The 15,992-nt window shown below is 68.0% G+C and carries 15 protein-coding genes; 7 read left to right on the top strand and 8 right to left on the bottom strand.

The features are described 5' to 3' along the window. The first annotated feature begins 78 nt into the window (after window positions 1-78). Window positions 79-1,002 carry a LysR family transcriptional regulator gene (locus H8S61_RS03260; RefSeq protein ID WP_186937932.1) on the top strand — a complete coding sequence of 308 codons (924 nt, stop codon included), beginning with the start codon at window positions 79-81 and terminating at the stop codon, window positions 1,000-1,002. Window positions 1,003-1,022: 20 nt separating this feature from the next. Here H8S61_RS03260 and H8S61_RS03255 read toward each other — a convergent pair whose 3' ends face one another. The 6 genes from H8S61_RS03255 to H8S61_RS03230 all read right to left on the bottom strand — a co-directional run bounded on the left by H8S61_RS03255 (window position 1,023) and on the right by H8S61_RS03230 (window position 7,932). Then, on the bottom strand, window positions 1,023-1,928 hold the full coding sequence (locus tag H8S61_RS03255) for a 4Fe-4S binding protein (protein ID WP_186937931.1): 906 nt from the start codon (window positions 1,926-1,928) through the stop codon (window positions 1,023-1,025). Window positions 1,929-1,935: 7 nt separating this feature from the next. Then, window positions 1,936-2,592: a 4Fe-4S dicluster domain-containing protein gene (locus tag H8S61_RS03250; RefSeq protein ID WP_186937930.1), complete on the bottom strand. Its 657-nt coding sequence runs from the start codon at window positions 2,590-2,592 to the stop codon at window positions 1,936-1,938. Beyond that, window positions 2,589-3,281: a TorD/DmsD family molecular chaperone gene (locus H8S61_RS03245; RefSeq protein WP_186937929.1), complete on the bottom strand. Its 693-nt coding sequence runs from the start codon at window positions 3,279-3,281 to the stop codon at window positions 2,589-2,591. The genes H8S61_RS03250 and H8S61_RS03245 overlap by 4 nt, the downstream gene beginning before the upstream one ends. A gap of 62 nt (window positions 3,282-3,343) precedes the next feature. Next, window positions 3,344-4,216, bottom strand: coding sequence for a DmsC/YnfH family molybdoenzyme membrane anchor subunit (locus tag H8S61_RS03240; RefSeq protein WP_186937928.1), 873 nt, complete (start codon window positions 4,214-4,216; stop codon window positions 3,344-3,346). Between the two features lie 3 nt (window positions 4,217-4,219). Beyond that, window positions 4,220-4,798 carry a 4Fe-4S dicluster domain-containing protein gene (locus tag H8S61_RS03235; RefSeq protein ID WP_186937927.1) on the bottom strand — a complete coding sequence of 193 codons (579 nt, stop codon included), beginning with the start codon at window positions 4,796-4,798 and terminating at the stop codon, window positions 4,220-4,222. Beyond that, a complete protein-coding gene (locus tag H8S61_RS03230; RefSeq protein ID WP_186937926.1) occupies window positions 4,798-7,932 on the bottom strand; it encodes a molybdopterin-containing oxidoreductase family protein in 3,135 nt (1,044 codons plus the stop codon). The genes H8S61_RS03235 and H8S61_RS03230 overlap by 1 nt, the downstream gene beginning before the upstream one ends. A 374-nt stretch (window positions 7,933-8,306) precedes the next feature. On the opposite strand from H8S61_RS03230, the gene gap reads away from it, so the two are divergent. The 4 genes from gap (at window position 8,307) to gpmI (ending at window position 12,917) form a co-directional block, all read left to right on the top strand. Further along, a complete protein-coding gene (gap, locus tag H8S61_RS03225; RefSeq protein WP_154332148.1) occupies window positions 8,307-9,308 on the top strand; it encodes a type I glyceraldehyde-3-phosphate dehydrogenase in 1,002 nt (333 codons plus the stop codon). A 62-nt stretch (window positions 9,309-9,370) separates the two neighbouring features. Next, window positions 9,371-10,555 (top strand): phosphoglycerate kinase, encoded by a 1,185-nt coding sequence (locus H8S61_RS03220; RefSeq protein WP_186937925.1) that lies wholly within the window; start codon window positions 9,371-9,373, stop codon window positions 10,553-10,555. Between the two features lie 14 nt (window positions 10,556-10,569). Next, window positions 10,570-11,337 carry a triose-phosphate isomerase gene (gene tpiA, locus H8S61_RS03215; protein ID WP_154332146.1) on the top strand — a complete coding sequence of 256 codons (768 nt, stop codon included), beginning with the start codon at window positions 10,570-10,572 and terminating at the stop codon, window positions 11,335-11,337. Continuing rightward, entirely contained in the window at window positions 11,337-12,917 is a 1,581-nt protein-coding gene (gene gpmI / locus H8S61_RS03210; protein WP_186937924.1) for a 2,3-bisphosphoglycerate-independent phosphoglycerate mutase, read from the top strand. Before tpiA ends, gpmI begins: the two co-directional genes overlap by 1 nt. 50 nt (window positions 12,918-12,967) lie before the next feature. Here gpmI and H8S61_RS03205 read toward each other — a convergent pair whose 3' ends face one another. Beyond that, the gene (locus H8S61_RS03205; RefSeq protein ID WP_186937923.1) at window positions 12,968-13,297 is read right to left on the bottom strand and encodes a branched-chain amino acid transporter permease; all 330 of its coding nucleotides are present in this window, start codon (window positions 13,295-13,297) and stop codon (window positions 12,968-12,970) included. Next, window positions 13,294-14,091 (bottom strand): AzlC family ABC transporter permease, encoded by a 798-nt coding sequence (locus H8S61_RS03200; protein ID WP_186937922.1) that lies wholly within the window; start codon window positions 14,089-14,091, stop codon window positions 13,294-13,296. Before H8S61_RS03200 ends, H8S61_RS03205 begins: the two co-directional genes overlap by 4 nt. 115 nt (window positions 14,092-14,206) lie before the next feature. Between H8S61_RS03200 and H8S61_RS03195 the strand changes: the two genes are divergently transcribed. Further along, window positions 14,207-15,652, top strand: a complete 1,446-nt coding sequence (locus H8S61_RS03195; RefSeq protein ID WP_160942323.1) for an aminotransferase-like domain-containing protein — start codon at window positions 14,207-14,209, stop codon at window positions 15,650-15,652. A 69-nt stretch (window positions 15,653-15,721) separates the two neighbouring features. Then, window positions 15,722-15,976: a preprotein translocase subunit SecG gene (gene secG / locus H8S61_RS03190; protein ID WP_160942324.1), complete on the top strand. Its 255-nt coding sequence runs from the start codon at window positions 15,722-15,724 to the stop codon at window positions 15,974-15,976. Window positions 15,977-15,992: the final 16 nt, after the last annotated feature.

Genomic DNA, 15,992 nt, shown 5'->3' with positions numbered 1-15,992 from the left:
GCGCGTTCGGGACGGGTCGGGCATGCGCGCCGCGGCGCGGATGCGGTATCGTATCGGGGAGACGACGAAGGGGAACGCATGACTATCGAATACCTGCGCGAGTACTTGACGCTCGTCGAGCACATGAGCTTCACCGCGGCGTCGCGCCAGCTCAACATGACGCAATCGGCGCTCAGCAAGCACATCGCCTCGCTGGAGCGCGAATTCGGCGCCGTGTTCTTCAGCCGCAGCGCCCAGCAGATCGCGCTCACGTTGCAGGGCCGCGCGTTCTGCGAGGAGGCTTCGCGCATCCTCGAGTCCTACGAGGCGGCGAAGCGGCGCATGACCGAGACGCTGCCGCCTATCCGCATCGGCGGCAGCGTGAACGACTCGGCCGTCATGTCCGTGCTCACGGCGGCGTGCCGGGAGATCCGCGCGTCGAACCCGGCCATCGAGATCACCACGGCCCGCATGCCGTACCCCTCGCTCCCGTCGGCGCTTGCCGACAACGCGCTGGACCTGTACGTCGCCATCGAGCTGGACGACGACCCGCCGGCCGCCGGGCTGCGCCACTGCGTCCTGACGCGCGTTCCGCTCGTGGCCGTGGTGAACGCCGATCATCCTTTGGCGGACGCACCCAGCGTCAGCATCGAGGAGCTCGGCCGCTACGGCATCATGCACCCGACCGGCAACGTCGACAGCAGCCGTGGAGCGCGGGCCGTCGAGGACGTGTTCGCGCGCCACGGCGTGTCCCTTCGGAAGCACGTTTTCTTCGCGAACGATTACGCCGATTTCCCCTTCGCCAGCATGGACGGCAGCGTGTTCGTGATGCCGAAGTCCATCTTCAACAAGCAGCTGTTCGGATCGCATATGGACGAGCTGCGCCCCATCGCCATCACGGATGACGACGCGCTGTTCCCGTACCGCGTCATCTGGCGCGACGGCGAGGCGAGCGAGACGATCCTGCGCTTCGTGAGCGTGCTGGCCGGCATGTCCGACCGGCTGCATCCCGTCGCCCCGTAAAGGCGGGGGCGGCGGTTCGGTCATTCGGGGCGGTGCCCGTCCGGGGCGTTGCGCGGGCCGGCGCCTTCGAGGAACCGGATGGCGTGCGCGGGGCACGCCGAGGCGCACTCGCCGCATTTCGTGCAGTCCGCCATGGGGGCGGAATCGGTGCGGTCGTGCAGGTTGATCATCTCGGTGCAGGCGTCCTTGCAGCGGGTGCAGGCTACGCCCTTCGTCGTGCGCAGGCACGCGCCGGCGTCCACGCGCGGCCGCAAACGCCGGTTCAGCGTGCTCGCGAGCGACATCAGGGCGCCGAGCGGGCAGAACTTGCCGCACCACGAGCGGAGCACGGTGAGCTCCAGCATGAGGAACGCCGCGCTGAAGACGAGCAGCCAGGAGGGCTCGTTGTATCCTACCAGGCGCCATACCCCTATCACCAGGCCGAACGTCAGCCCTACCGGGCATATGAGGCAGAATACGGGGAACCCGAACACGGCGCTCGACGCGAGGGCGCCCAACAGGACGGCGAAGCGCGAGTCGAAGCGCGGCGCGCCGATCCCGTCGGAGTGGAAGCGCGAAGGGGCGATCGCGGTATCGGCGCCGGGAAGCTCCTCGGCGGTGCGTGTCCCGGGCGCATCTTCCCGCTTCTCCTTCGCGCGAAGCGAGCGTGTCAGCGAGATCGGGCAAATCCAGCCGCAGAACACGCGGCCGAGCAGCATCGACGCGATAGCGACGCAGATGAGGGAGGTGAAGGCGAGCGGCACGAACGTCCGCGACGCCAGCAGCACCTCCAGCGATCCGAGCGGGCAGATCAGCGCGAGGTCGCCCACGCCGAAAGACGAGAGCGTTCCGAACGCTGCGTTCGTCGCGAGCCCGACGACTACGAGCGCGATGAACAGGCACGCCGTCGCCGCGCGCAGGCGCCGGACGTTCACGGGTCTTCTCATGGCCTCATCACTCCTTCGGGCGTTCGCCGTGCACGGGCGCGATCTCGATGCCGCGGGCGCTGCCTCCGTCGTAGCTGAGCAGCCTCGAGGACGGGCAGCTGTGCTCGCACACGCCGCAGCCGTTGCACCGGCGTTCGTCCACCGTCGGGCGACCTGCCTCGTCGAGCAGGATCGCCTCGTAGGGACATGCTTGGGAGCATGCCGTGCAGGTGCTCTGCCCGCGCCATATGATGCAGCGGTCCCTATTGACCGCTGCGCGGCCGATCACGGCGTCCGTCTCGTGAAACGTGCGGCCGGGCAGGCCCTCGAACTCGAAGGCCCGTCCGGCCTCGTCCGAGAGCGCGCCGGTCGGGCACGCCCGCGCGCAGGCGCCGCAGAAATCGCACCATCCGAGCGTGAAGTCCAGCTTCGGCGTGCGGATCGAGACCAGCCCGTCCTCCAGCACGGCCGGTGCGATGACGTCGGTGGGGCAGGCGCTCCTGCACCGGTCGCAGCGCGTGCAGAGCGACAGGAGGCGGGCCTCGTCCTGGGCGCCGGGCGGACGCACCGCATCGGAGCGGCCGGCGATCGCGGCCGCTCCTCCGAGGGCGAACAGCCCCGCAACCGCACCGGTGCAGCGCACGAACGCGCGCCGGTCCAGAGCGCGCGGCGTTCGCTCGCTCATGCGATCGCGGCCGCGTCGTCGGCTATCGCTTCCCGCACGGCTCCCAGCTCGCGTCGGTCGTTCGCCACGTAGGCGCGCGTGAAGCGTCCCAGGCCGCGATAGAACCCGGTGCGGGCGCGCAGGTCCACGTGGCGCGCGAACTCGGGGACCCAGTTCGCGAGGTGCTCTTCCAGGAAGCCGTGCTGCGCCGTCAAGAGGGAGCAGGCCGCCCGGGTGTCTCCCTCGACCAGGGCGTCTCGACAGCTCCCGATCAAGAACGCCATGAACTCCAGCTCGAGGGCGAGGTGGTCCTCGCAGTCGTGCCAGCTCTCGCTCTTCGCGATGCCGAAACGGCGGTACCATCGCATTGCGTCGTCGCGCGCATCCTGCATGAGCATGCCGCTCTCGCTCGTGTACACCGATTCGAAGGGGTACGCGGCCGTTTTGTTCGTCGAAGCCGCGCCGCAGAACGTCTTGGCGTAGTCCCTTGCGAGGTCGAGCACGCTCGCCTCCGGCGAAGCGAGGTAGGTGCGCATCATGCGCAGGCCGTCGTCCAGCTCGGGGTCCGCGCAGTCGAGGACCCCGTCTTGTCTCAGCGCTTCCAGCGACCTTTCGGTCACCTCGGTGCGGTACAGCGCGGCGAGGAACGTGTACGTGCTCAGCCGGTCGGACAGGCTTTCCGCCAGCCGGGCCGTGTTCGATGCATCCATGCGTGATCCTTTCAAGGGCGGTTCGGTTCGCAGGGGGGCGAACCGAACCGCGGGACGGGTGTCTAGTACGTCATGAAGGTGCCGCCCGCGCAGTAGAGCAGCATGCGGAACGCCACGCTCCCGACGAGCAGCAGGCCGAGCGCGACCGCGAGCGGCGCGACCGCGAGCCGCTCGCGGCGAAGCGCGAGGACCGCGAGCGGCAGCGCCAGCCCAACCGCCACGACGGCGCCCCAGAACAGCAGGGCGAGGTCGCCGCCGAGCATGCGCGCGCCGATGGCCGCGGGGTCGGTGGGGGGAACCGTGGTGACGTCCGTGTGCAGCACCTCGGTGAACGAGCCGCCTCCGAGCGCGCATATGAAGACGGCGTACGCGACGGCGACGAGCGCGAGCGCGCAGACCGCGGCGAGCGCGTAGAGGCCGAGCCGTTTCAGCGAGCCTTCGTCGAGGTGCAGGGCGGTGCCGACGAGGACGACCGTCACGCCACCCAAGGCAGCGGCGTTCGCCAGATAGTACGCGGGAAGCAGGAGGGTGTTCCAGACGGGGATCGCGGCCATGAGGTACGAGTGTGCCATGACGATCACGAGGACGGCTGAGACGACGATCGACGCGACCTTCAAAACCGTGCCCGCCTCGCCTTTCTTCTTCAGCTGCACGAAGTACGCGATCATCGCAATCGCCGCCAAGGCGACGCAGACGAGCTCCTGGTTGATGCCGGAGGAGGGGTTGCCGAACTGCCCGAAGTAGTTCATCGGGGTCTGCAGGTGCAACGCAGAGGCGATGCCGCCGATCACGATCGCGGCGAACGCCACGACGATGCCCGGCATTTGGATGCGCGCGCAGTCGCGGCGCATGCCCGCGAGCGCGGTGAAGGAAAGCGTTCCGGCCGAAAGGCACACGAAGACGGTGAACGCGATCAGAGGCCATTGCAGCTCCATGGTCTAGAGCCTCCATTTCATGTTGTCGAGGATGTAGACGCTTGCCGGCTCGTTGCCGAGATCGGGCAGGTGGTACGCGCGCTCTCCCGCGTTCGCGACCATCTTGGAGACGTCGCTTTCGGGATCGTCGAGGTCTCCGAAGTGGAGCGCCTGCCCTGTGCAGGCGCTCACGCACTCAGGCTGGCCCCCTGCGGCGATGAGCTGCTCGCACATGGTGCACTTCTCGACGACCTTGGTCTCCTTGTTGAGGGAGCGCACGCCGTAAGGGCACGACATGACGCAGAACTGGCAGCCGATGCACTTGTCCTTGTCGATCTGGATCGTGCCGTCGTCCATCTTCATCGAGGCGCCGGTCGGGCACACCTCGACGCATTTCGGCTCGCGGCAATGCTGGCATTTGACGGGCAGGTAGTACATCTCCATGTCGGGGAAGACGTCGCCCTCGTTGATGGGGTTGGGCCCCACGCGCAGGATCCTGGTCCAATGGCTGCCCAGCGGCGGGTTATTCTCGATCTTGCACGCGGTCGTGCAGGCGAGGCACCGCACGCACCGGTTGCATTCGGTCACGATGGCGTACTGCATTACAGCGCGCTCCTTTCCTCGTCCGTCAGGGGCAACCATTCCTTCAGCCGCGGATCGTCGCCAGACGTGATGATCTCGATGCCGGTGTCGGGGTCGCACGGGACGATGCGCCCGTCGGGGCAGTTCTCCTCGGTGCACTTGTAGACCTTCACCAGGTACGAGCGCAGCGTCGAGGAGCCGAGGTGCGGGTCTTGCGCGTACTGGTCGACCAGCACGTTGATGTTCGAAAGGTCCCAGCCGTGCTTGGGCGCGGGAAGCTCGGGGTACCACCAGCCGTGGTCGGCTTCGATGATGCGCGGGTCGATGCCGGCGAAGAGGTCGGCCGTTTCGCGGATCCTGCCGCGACGCGATTCGATCCAGCACCAGTCGCCCTGCTCGATTCCCAGCTCCGCAGCCGTGTCGGGGTGTATCTGGAAATGCGGCACGGGGTACTGCTCGCGCAGGTAGGGCTGCTGGCGCCCCTCGGAATGGAAGTACAGCGGGTTGCGTCGCCCCGTGGTCATGATGAGCGGGTACTCCTCGTACACCTCCGGTGTCTGGTACGGGCTCTCGTAGGGCTCGCGCACGGTGGGCAGCGCGGCCAGGTAGCCGTCCTCGCGCCCCCGCTCGCGCTCGATGCCGCGCGTGTCGGCCGGATAGGACTCGAGGATGGTGGACCATAGCTCGAACTTGCCGGTGGGGGTGGGGAACCCGATGGGGCCGGGCTTGCCCGTGGTGTTGAAATCCTCGCTCTCGGGGTCGAAGTAGCCCTGCGGCGCGCGCAGCCAACCCCACAGGTAGCGCTTGTAGTATCCGAACGGCGATATCTTCTTGAGCGACCACTGCCCGTGCTCCTGGTACTTCTCGCAGAAGTCGTCGTAGCCGTCGAACTCGAGCGCGGCGCCGTTCAGTCCCAGCTCGGTGGGGCCGCCCACCTGCATGGCGCGGCCGCCCATGAAGTCCATGGGCTTCATGGTGACGACCGACATGTCGAGCGCCTGCTGCTCGGTGGGCCATTGGGTGTCGCCGAACTCGGCGAGGAACGGCGAATGGGACTTGTCGGCCGGCCACCACGGAGCCTTCAGACGCGGTGCCAGCTCGTTGATGAGCGTCATGCTGTCCCAGCGGCTCTCGCCCAACGGCTCGTCGACGATCTTGACCATGGGGCCGAACCCTCCCTCGGCGTTCTGGGATGCGCGGACGCACGAATTCTCGAGGAAGTGCCGTGCGGGCAGGACGACGTCGGCGAGCTCGACCGTCGGGGTCCACCACAGCTCCCATCCCAGGTAGAAGTCGAGCGTCTTGAACGCCTCCCAGTTCTCGACCGCGTTTCCGCAGTGGAAGTGGCTGCCCGTGCACGAGATCATGCCGCGGATGGGGTAGGGCTTGCCGGTCAGGATCATGTCGGTGGCCGTGGCCTGGTCGTGGTAGATGGCCGCGTTGCCCACCTGGTTCGACCAGGGGATCAGCGGGAACCGTCCGCCGCCGGGGGTCAGGTCGTCGCCCACCGCGCCGGCGCACATGGCCGCCACCTCGGGCGTGCACTTGTTGTCGACGAAGGGCGTGTGGTACTGGAAGTAGGTGTTGTACAGGTAGTACAGCACGTCGGAGCCCCGGTTGCCGCCGAACGTGTCGACGTTGTTCGTGATGCCCGACAGGCAGAGGATGGTACGGCAGGTCTCGGCCGCGTTGCCCGTGTGCTCGATGGGGAGGTTGTACTGGATGCCTCCCATGCTCGGTTCCTTGGCGTAGGCGAGCGCCGTTTCGCGGATGAGGTCGGCGTCGACCCAGCAGTGCTCGGCCGTGCGCTCCGGGGTCCAATAGGCGATACGCTCGCAGAAGCGCTGCCATGCGGGCACCGCCTTGACCGTGCGCCCGTCCTTCAACGTCACCTGGTATTCGCCTTCCAGCGCGGGGTCGAGGTTCAGGAACTCCGGGAAACCGGGGTCGACGGTGTCCAGCGCCCCGCTGGCGTCGTAGCGCGGGTCGTCGGGCGTCATGTAGCTGGGGTGGCGAACCGTGCAGTCTTTCGCGGGGTCGGGGTATGCGGGCTCGGTCTCGCCCTCCCAGAGCCCTGACGGCGCGTCGAAGTAGGTGAGCTTGCCCTGCGCCGTGTTCCATACCATGAATTTTCGGGGATCGCCTCCCTCCTCGACGTCGCTCTGCTTGAGCAGGCGCGTCTTGATATCGAGCGGGTAGGCGCCGGGCATCTCGTACTTGTTCGTCCACTCGAAGGGCTCGGGTTCCAGATCGTCCACCACGAGCATGACGCCGTTGGTCCAGCGCTTGAGGAACTGCTCGTCGTACTTCTTGTTCTCGATGATGACGTTCATGAGCCCCTGCGCCAGCGCATCGTCGGTGCCGGGGCGCAGGTGCAGCTGGTAGGTGCATTCCTTGCCGAGGTTCTGCAGGCGCGGTCCCACCACGATGGAGACGTCGGAGTTGAACTTCATCTCGACGGCCACCTTGCCCGCCGTGTCGTAGTTCGACACCTCCTGGTTGGTCCCCCATTGGAAGAAGCACTTCGCGCCGTCGTTCACGGCCACCCAGTGCGGGGAGGGGTAGGCGATCATGGCGCCGGTGGCGATGCGCGGCCCCTTGCATATCTGCCCGGCCGTCGACCCGACGTTCGACATGCCCACGACAGAGGGGAAGCTCTCGATTCCGTACGTCGTGGTGCGTCCCGTGCCATGCAGGATCTTGATCGAGTGCCAACCCAGGTAATCAGGGTTCTCGAGGATCTTGGTGATCTCCTCCACGGCCGTGTCCATGGCCTCGTCCCAGCTGATGCGCACCCAGCCGGGATCCTCGCCTTTGGGGTTCGTGCGCTTCATGGGGTACTTGACGCGGTCGGGGTGGTACAGCGCCTGCATCGCGTCGCGCCCCTTCGAGCAGCAGTTGCCGTGCGAGCTGATGGCGGTGTTGTCTCCTTCCACCTTGATGACGCGGCCGTTTCGGACGCTCACCCAGATGGGGCACTCCATCTTTCCGCAGGCGCGGCAATGGCTCCTGATCCTCTCGACCCCCGTCGCATCGGCATCGCTTTCGGCAGCGCTCGCCTTCTCGAGGCCCACCAGCGTTCCCGGCGCCAGCGACGCGGCGAGGGCGGCGCCGAGCCCGACCTTCGTGAACGTGCGGCGGCTTATCGTGTCCATCGACAAATCTCTCTCCTCCTTCGACGATCGGGAACCCCTCCTCTTCGGATCCCCCGATGCGGCGCCCGAGCGGGGCGCCGTCTCCCGTGAAGTCTAGGCGGCGGCGCGGGAATGGCGTCCATGACGCTTTTGCGTGAAGCCTTCCGATATGGAATGGGCGCGAGGAGCCGCGCGGCCGCACGCGGCCCTTTCGGAATGGGCGTCATTCCGAATTGGAAAGAGACCCTCGGCGAGCGGTGGGAAACTTCTGCGAATGGGCTGCTCGGTTGCTTTTTTTATACGCTGGCGAGATAGGGCTTGCCGCGAGGCAGCGATACCGGCTATGATCGGGACGTTCCTGCAATTCTAATGCGAGTATCTGAAAGGGGATACGCATGGCAATCAAAGTAGGCATTAACGGATTCGGTCGCATCGGCCGCCTGGCGTTCCGCGCGATGGTGAACGATCCCGAGATCGAGGTCGTGGCTGTGAACGACCTCGGCGACATTCCGACGATGGCCCACCTGCTCAAGTACGATTCCATCCACGGGCGCGCCTTCGACACGGTCGAGGTCACCGAGGACGGCTTCGTGGCCGACGGCCATGCGGTCAAGGTGCTCTCCGAGCGCGAGCCGGCCAACCTGCCCTGGGGCGAGCTGGGCGTCGACGTCGTCGTCGAGTCCACGGGCTTCTTCACCGACGGCACGAAGGCCAAGGCGCACCTCGACGCGGGCGCCAAGAAGGTCGTCATCTCCGCGCCGGCCAAGAACGAGGACATCACCATCGTCATGGGCGTGAACGACGACCAGTACAACAAGGACGAGCACAACATCATCTCGAACGCTTCCTGCACGACGAACTGCCTGGCCCCCTTCGCGAAGGTGCTCATGGACAACTTCGGCATCAAGCGCGGCTACATGAACACGATCCACTCCTACACGAACGACCAGAAGATCCTCGACCTTCCCCACAAGGACCTGCGTCGCGCCCGCGCGGCCGCCATGTCGATGATCCCCACCACCACGGGCGCCGCCCGCGCGGTGTCGCTCGTGCTGCCCGAGCTGAAGGGCAAGCTCGACGGCTTCGCCACCCGCGTTCCCACGCCGGACGGCTCGATGGTCGACCTCACGGTGGAGCTCGAGAAGGACGCCACCGTCGAGGAGATCAACGCCGCGATGAAGGCCGCTGCCGAGGGCCCGCTCAAGGGCATCCTGGAGTACACCGAGGACCCGATCGTCTCCATCGACATCGTGGACAACCCGCACTCCTCCATCTTCGACAGCGGGCTCACCATGGTGCTGGGCGGCGAGGGCAACTTCGTCAAGTGCATCTCCTGGTACGACAACGAGTGGGGTTACTCGAACCGCGTGAAGGACCTCGTCAAGATTCTTCTCTAGCAGCATTCTCTGGAACGAGCCTGCCTTGGCAGGCTCGTTTCGCGTTTAGACAGGAGGGCCCCATGGCCGACATCAAAACCATCGACGAGCTGGACGCGCACGGCAAGCGCGCGCTCGTGCGCGTCGACTTCAACGTGCCGGTGAAGGACGGCGTCGTCACCGACGACACGCGCATCCGCGCGGCGCTGCCCACCATCGAGAAGCTCGTCGCGCAGGGCGCGCGCGTCGTGCTCATGAGCCACCTCGGCCGCCCGGCCGGCGAGGGCTACGAAGAGGCGTTCTCGCTGCGCCCCGCCGCCCAGAAGCTCTCGGAGCTGCTGGGCAAGCCCGTCGTGTTCGCCGCCGACACGGTGGGCGACGACGCCCGCGCGAAGGCCGCGTCGCTGCGCGACGGCGACGTGCTCGTGCTGGAGAACCTGCGCTTCGACAAGCGCGAGAAGAAGAACGACCCCGCGTTCTGCGAGGAGCTGGCAGCGCTCGGCGAGCTGTACGTGAACGACGCGTTCGGCACCGCGCACCGCGCCCACGCCTCCACGGCCGGCGTCGCGGCGCTGCTGCCGGCGTACGCGGGCTACCTCATGCAGCGCGAGGTAGGCACGCTCTCGGGCATGCTCGAGGAGCCGCGCCGCCCCTTCGCCGCCATCCTCGGCGGCTCGAAGGTGTCCGACAAGATCAAGGTCATCGACGCGCTCATGGACACGTGCGACACGCTCATCATCGGCGGCGGGATGTGCTTCACGTTCCTGCTGGCGCAGGGCAAGGCCGTGGGCACGTCGCTCAAGGAGGAGGAGTGGGTGGAGCGCGCGGCGGCCATGATCGCCAAGGCCGCCGACAGAGGCGTGCAGCTGCTGCTTCCGGTGGACGTCGTGTGCGCCGACCGCTTCGCCGAAGATGCCGAAACGCTCACGGTTTCGGTCGATGACATCCCCGGTGATATGATGGGCCTCGATATCGGGCCCGAGACGGCGAAGCTCTACGCGGACGCCGTGGCCGAGGCCAAGACCGTGTTCTGGAACGGCCCCATGGGCGTGTTCGAGATGGCCGCGTTCGAAGCCGGCACGAAGGCCGTGGCCGAGGCCGTGGCCGCCAACGCCGACGCGGACACCATCATCGGCGGCGGCGACAGCGTGGCCGCCGTCAACAAGTTCGACCTGGCCGACCGTATGACGTTCATCTCGACCGGCGGCGGCGCCTCCATGGAGCTGGTGCAGGGCGAGGCGCTCCCGGGCGTGGAAGCTCTTCGATAGAAAGGATGCAACCGATGCGCAAACCCATGATGGCGGGCAACTGGAAGATGAACAACACCATCGCCGAGGCGGTGGTGCTCACGCAGGAGATCTCGAACAACTACGAGAAGGAGTGGGTCGAGGACGTGGACATCGTCATCTGCCCGCCCTACGTCGACCTCAAGCCGGCCAAGACCGTGCTCGACTTCGACAAGACCAAGATCGCCGTGAACGCCCAGAACGTGTACTGGGAGCCCTCGGGCGCCTACACCGGCGAGATCTCGGTGCCCATGATCAAGGAGATCGGCTGCGCGGGCAGCATCGTGGGCCACTCCGAGCGCCGCGAGCTGTTCGGCGAGACGAACGAGGACGTCAACCGCAAGGTGAAGGCGCTCGTCGAGGGCGGCCTGTACGCCATCGTGTGCGTGGGCGAGTCGCTGGCCGTGCGCGACGAGGGCACCACCGAGGAGTACGTCACGGCGCAGGTGCGCGCGGCGTTCGCCGGCGTGGACGCCCTGGACGCGCAGCGCTGCGTGGTGGCCTACGAGCCCATCTGGGCCATCGGCACGGGCCGCACGGCCACGCCCGAGCAGGCCGAGGCCGTGTGCGCCGCCATCCGCGCCACGCTCGCCGAGCTGTACGGCCCGGCCGTCTCCGAGGAGATGCGCGTGCTGTACGGCGGCTCCATGAACCCGGGCAACGTCGAGGGCCTCATGGCGCAGCCGAACATCGACGGCGGCCTCATCGGCGGCGCCAGCCTCAAGGCCGACTCGTTCGTCCAGCTGATCAAGGCGTGCCTGTAATGTCGCAGGAGCCGAACGCGGGGGCGCAGGCCCCCGCGCCCGCGGGCGGCCTCGTGCTTCCCGCGTGCCTCGTCATCATGGACGGCTTCGGCCTGGCCGAGCCGGGCCCGGGCAACGCCATCTCCCAGGCGCGCACGCCGTGCCTCGACGAGGTGTTCGCCACCCGCCCGTGGACGAAGCTCGAAGCGTCGGGCGAGGCCGTGGGCCTGCCCGAGGGGCAGATGGGCAACTCCGAGGTGGGGCACCTCAACATCGGCGCGGGGCGCGTGGTGTTCCAGGAGCTCACCCGCATCAACCGCGCCTGCGCCGACGGCTCGCTGGCCGCGAACCCCGTGCTGAACGACGCGTTCGCGGCGGCCGCGCGGCCGGGCGCGGCGCTGCACCTCATGGGGCTCGTGTCCGACGGCGGCGTCCATTCGTCCAACGAGCACCTCTACGCGCTCGCGCGCGCCGCGAAGGCGGCCGGCGTGGGGCGCATCGTGGTGCACTGCTTCATGGACGGGCGCGACGTGCCGCCGAAGAGCGGCGCGGGCTACCTCGAGGAGCTCGAGGCCGTGCTGGCCGAGCTGGCCGACGACGCGTGCGTCGCCGAAGTCGGCAGCATCTCGGGGCGCTACTACGCCATGGATCGCGACAACCGCTGGGAGCGCGTCGAGCAGGCGTGGCGCGCTATCGTGGCCGCCGAGCCGTGCACGGACGCGACGCCCGCCGAGGTGATGGCGGCCTCCTACGCCGCCGACGTCACCGACGAGTTCGTCGTGCCCACGGCGCTCTCCGGCCGCGGGGTGCGCGAGGGCGACGCGGTCGTGTTCTTCAACTTCCGCCCCGACCGCGCCCGCGAGATCACGCGCGCGCTGGTGGACCCGGCGTTCGCCGGCTTCGATCGCGGCGCGTACCCGCAGGTGAGCTTCGTGTGCCTGACCGAGTACGATCCCGAGATCCCCGCTCCGGTGGCGTATCCCAAGGAGTTCCCCGACGACGTGCTGGCCGACGTGCTGGCCGAAGCGGGCCTTCGCCAGTACCACATCGCGGAGACGGAGAAGTACGCCCACGTGACGTTCTTCCTGAACGGCGGCCGCGAGGAGCCCAAGGCGGCCGAGGTGCGCGCGCTCATCCCCAGCCCCAAGGTGGCCACCTACGACCTGCAGCCCGAGATGAGCGAGCCCGACGTGGCCGCCACGTTGGCCGCGGCCATCGACGCCGACGAGGCCGACGTCTACATCGTGAACTTCGCGAACCCCGACATGGTGGGCCACACCGGCGTCATCCCGGCCGCCGTGGCCGCCGTGGAAGCGGTGGACTCCGGCGTGTCCCAGGTGCTCTCGGCGCTCGAGCGCAAGGGCGGCGTGGCGCTGATCACGGCCGACCACGGCAACGCCGACAAGATGCTCGCCGAGGACGGCTCGCCGTTCACGGCCCACACCACGGCGCTCGTGCCGTTCGCGCTCGTGGACTTCGCGGGCACCGGGCGGGTGCTCGACGGCCGGCAGGGCGCGCTCTGCGACATCGCGCCCACGCTGCTCGAGCTCGTGGGCCTCGAAGCCCCCGCCGCCATGACGGGCAAGAGCCTGCTGGCGTAACCGTCTTGCATGCGAGGCGCCCGCAGCCCAGGTTGTGGGCGCCTCGCTCCCTACGCGAACACCGTGCGGATCAGCAGCAGGTAGATCAGCGTGCCGCCGATCATCGACAGCGACATGCTCCTCTTCCACGCGTGCAGCCCCACCACCACCGCGGCCGCGATCAGCTCGGGCGCCATATGGTAGCCGCCCAGCGGGTCGCTCGTGCGGAAGCAGTACACGATCAGCAGACCCCACATGGCGGCGGGCAGCACCGTTCCCAGGTACGTGACGGTCTTCGGCGTCTTCTCGGCGGTGGGGAAGGCCAGAAACGACGCCCAGCGCGTGATCTGCGTGGCCAGCGCGCCGGCGGCGATCATGACCAGCATCTCGACCGCGCTCATCGCGCCTCCTCCTCTTCCGCGTTCGCCCCCGCGCCTTCGAGCCGCGTGCGCAGCAACAGCAGCAGCGCCACGATGGACACGAGCGCCGGCACGAGGAACCCCTCGCTTCCGAACGTGACGAGGCACGCGAGCGCCACGCCCAGCCCGACGAGCGACGCCCGGTGGTCGTCCTCGGCCATCCAGCAATCCAGGAAGATGACGATGAACAGCGCCTTCATGATGAAGTCGATGCCGGTGAGGTCCACCGGCAGCCCCGAGGCCACGTACGATCCCACGGCGGCGAACCCGGCCCAGTACACGAGGTTGAGCCCGGTGATCCAGGCGTACGTCCAGAAGCGGTCGACGCCGCGCGGCACCTCGAGCGGCTGGCACAGCGCGAACGTCTCGTCGATGAGGCCGTAGCGCAGAAACGCGCGCAGGCGCCCCGCGCCGCGGTACTTCTCCAGCATGCTGATGCCGTAGAACAGGTGGCGCGCGTTGATCATGAGCACGACGAGGAACACCGCGAGCGGCGCGAACGACGCGGCGAGCATGTCGGCCACCACGAACTCGGCCGACCCGGCGAAGATGGACACGGCCATGAGGGGCGCGGCCCAGGCGGGAAGCCCGATGGACGTGGCGTACACGCCGTAGGACAGCCCGCAGAACGCGAAACCCGCCATGAGGGGCAGCGTCTGCTTGAAGGCGAAGGGGAAGGCGGCCGCCGCCCGCGCGCGGCGGGAGGCGGTGCGCGCCGCGTCGGCGGCGGGGGCGGGTGCGCCGTCGAGGGCGGCGCCGTCCGGGTTCTCGTCCATGATGCTCCTCGTCATGCTCGTTCGGTGGTGGCTATGCTATGCTAGCCGCGAAAACCATGCAATATCGAAATTGCATGCAATGCAATTGCGCCCGCGCACGGCAAAGGAGGCTCGCGTGCCGTTCAACTCGTTCGACGACTACCCCATGAGCTGGAGGCCCGATCGCGCGCAGCTGCGCAAGCCGTACTACGCGTGCCTCGCCGACATGCTGGAGGAGGCCGTCCGCACGGGCGAGCTGCCCGTGGGCGTGAGCCTGCCGCCGCAGCGCGAGCTGGCCGACTTCCTCGATCTCAACCCCTCCACCGTCATGCGCGCCTACGCGCTGGCGCGCGAGCGCGGGCTCGTGTACGGCGTCACCGGCAAGGGCACGTTCGTCGCGCCGCACGCCAAGGGCGACCTCACGCTCACGGCCGACGGCTTCGACGAGGGCTGCATCGAGCTGGGCATGGTCACGGGCTTCAACCAGTGCGACGGCATGGTGGCCGAGGCCGTGCGCGCGGTGGCGCAGCGGGGCTACCTGTCGAAGCTCATGGACTACTCCAACCCCTGCGGCTACCCGCACCACATCGAGGCGGGCCGGCGCTGGCTGTCCTGGAAGGGCGTGCGCAGCGAGCCCGCCTGCGTCATGGTGACGTCGGGCGTGCAGAACGGGCTCGTCGTCACGCTGTGCGCGCTGTTCCGCGCCGGGGACCGCATCGCGGTGGACGCCTACACCTTCCCGAACTTCATCGAGCTGGCGAAGCTCTTGGGCATCGAGCTGATCCCCGTGGCGGGCGACGCGGCCGGCATGCGCGCCGACGCGTTGGACGCGCTGTGCCGCTCGGTGGACGTGCGGGGCGTCTACCTGATGCCCACCTGCGCGAACCCCACCACCGTCCACATGCCCGCCGAGCGGCGCGAGGACATCGCCCGCGTGGCGGAGCGGCGCGACCTCGTGGTCATCGAGGACGACCTGGGCGGCACGGTGGAGGGCCTCGACGGCGAGCTGGGACGGCCCGTCACGCCGCGCTTCATCGACCTGCTGCCCGATCGCACCGTCCACATCGCCGAGACCACCAAGACCCTGGCCAACAGCCTGCGCATCGCGTTTCTGGCCTGCTCCGAGCGCTTCAAGGACCGCATCGCGCACGCCGTGTTCAACGTGAACGTCAAGACGTCCTCGCTCGACGCCGAGGTGGTGGCCGAGCTCATCCTCAGCGGGGGAGCGGCCGGCATCGTGGCCCGCAAGCGCCAGCTCATGGTGGAGATGAACGAGCTGTACGACCGCATCTTCCCCGAGGCGCCGGCCCCGTCGTTTCCCTACCCGCTGTTCCGCTGGATGCCCATCGACCTGGAAGGGTCGTCGGCCCAGATCGAGGAGCGGCTGCGCGCGGCGGGCGTGCGCGTCTACCACGGCGACCGGTTCCGCGTCTCGGGCGAGGCGCCGGGCTCGTTTTTGCGCGTGTCGCTGTCCACCTGGGACGCGCCCGCCCGCCTCGGGCACGGCCTGCGGGTGCTCAGGCGCGAGCTGGACGCGGCCGGCGAGGACTCCTGTGTTTGTGCTGCGCCGCGCTTGCCCTGACGGGCGCGTTTCGCTATACTTAGCAACTTGCGTACCGATATACCTTGAATGAAAGAAGAGAGACGAACCTTGAACCCGCTCCTCATCATCATGCTCATCCTGCTCGTCGTTTCGGGCTTGGGCCTCATCGTATTCATCCTGTTGCATTCCGGCAAGGGCACGGGCATCTCCGACATGATCGCCAGCTCGGTGTACTCCACCCAGACCGGCACGAGCATCGTCGAGAAGAACCTCGACCGTATCACCATCGCCTTCGCGATCGTCTTCATGCTGTCGCTCATCGTGCTCATGATCATCTACCCGCACGGCACGATCTCAAAATAGCGGAAATTGCCCCTTC

The organism is Eggerthella hominis (assembly GCF_014287365.1).
GTDB classification, from domain to species: domain Bacteria; phylum Actinomycetota; class Coriobacteriia; order Coriobacteriales; family Eggerthellaceae; genus Eggerthella; species Eggerthella guodeyinii.
Note: the sequence above shows the minus strand (reverse complement) of the source record. Positions and strands in the feature narration are given on the sequence as shown.

Bases quoted from the DNA above. Each gene is read 5' to 3' on its own strand.
- H8S61_RS03260 (WP_186937932.1), top strand. From the start codon at position 79: ATGACTATCGAATACCTGCGCGAGTACTTGACGCTCGTCGAGCACATG.
- H8S61_RS03255 (WP_186937931.1), bottom strand. From the start codon at position 1,928: ATGAGAAGACCCGTGAACGTCCGGCGCCTGCGCGCGGCGACGGCGTGC.
- H8S61_RS03250 (WP_186937930.1), bottom strand. From the start codon at position 2,592: ATGAGCGAGCGAACGCCGCGCGCTCTGGACCGGCGCGCGTTCGTGCGC.
- H8S61_RS03245 (WP_186937929.1), bottom strand. From the start codon at position 3,281: ATGGATGCATCGAACACGGCCCGGCTGGCGGAAAGCCTGTCCGACCGG.
- H8S61_RS03240 (WP_186937928.1), bottom strand. From the start codon at position 4,216: ATGGAGCTGCAATGGCCTCTGATCGCGTTCACCGTCTTCGTGTGCCTT.
- H8S61_RS03235 (WP_186937927.1), bottom strand. From the start codon at position 4,798: ATGCAGTACGCCATCGTGACCGAATGCAACCGGTGCGTGCGGTGCCTC.
- H8S61_RS03230 (WP_186937926.1), bottom strand. From the start codon at position 7,932: ATGGACACGATAAGCCGCCGCACGTTCACGAAGGTCGGGCTCGGCGCC.
- gap (WP_154332148.1), top strand. From the start codon at position 8,307: ATGGCAATCAAAGTAGGCATTAACGGATTCGGTCGCATCGGCCGCCTG.
- H8S61_RS03220 (WP_186937925.1), top strand. From the start codon at position 9,371: ATGGCCGACATCAAAACCATCGACGAGCTGGACGCGCACGGCAAGCGC.
- tpiA (WP_154332146.1), top strand. From the start codon at position 10,570: ATGCGCAAACCCATGATGGCGGGCAACTGGAAGATGAACAACACCATC.
- gpmI (WP_186937924.1), top strand. From the start codon at position 11,337: ATGTCGCAGGAGCCGAACGCGGGGGCGCAGGCCCCCGCGCCCGCGGGC.
- H8S61_RS03205 (WP_186937923.1), bottom strand. From the start codon at position 13,297: ATGAGCGCGGTCGAGATGCTGGTCATGATCGCCGCCGGCGCGCTGGCC.
- H8S61_RS03200 (WP_186937922.1), bottom strand. From the start codon at position 14,091: ATGGACGAGAACCCGGACGGCGCCGCCCTCGACGGCGCACCCGCCCCC.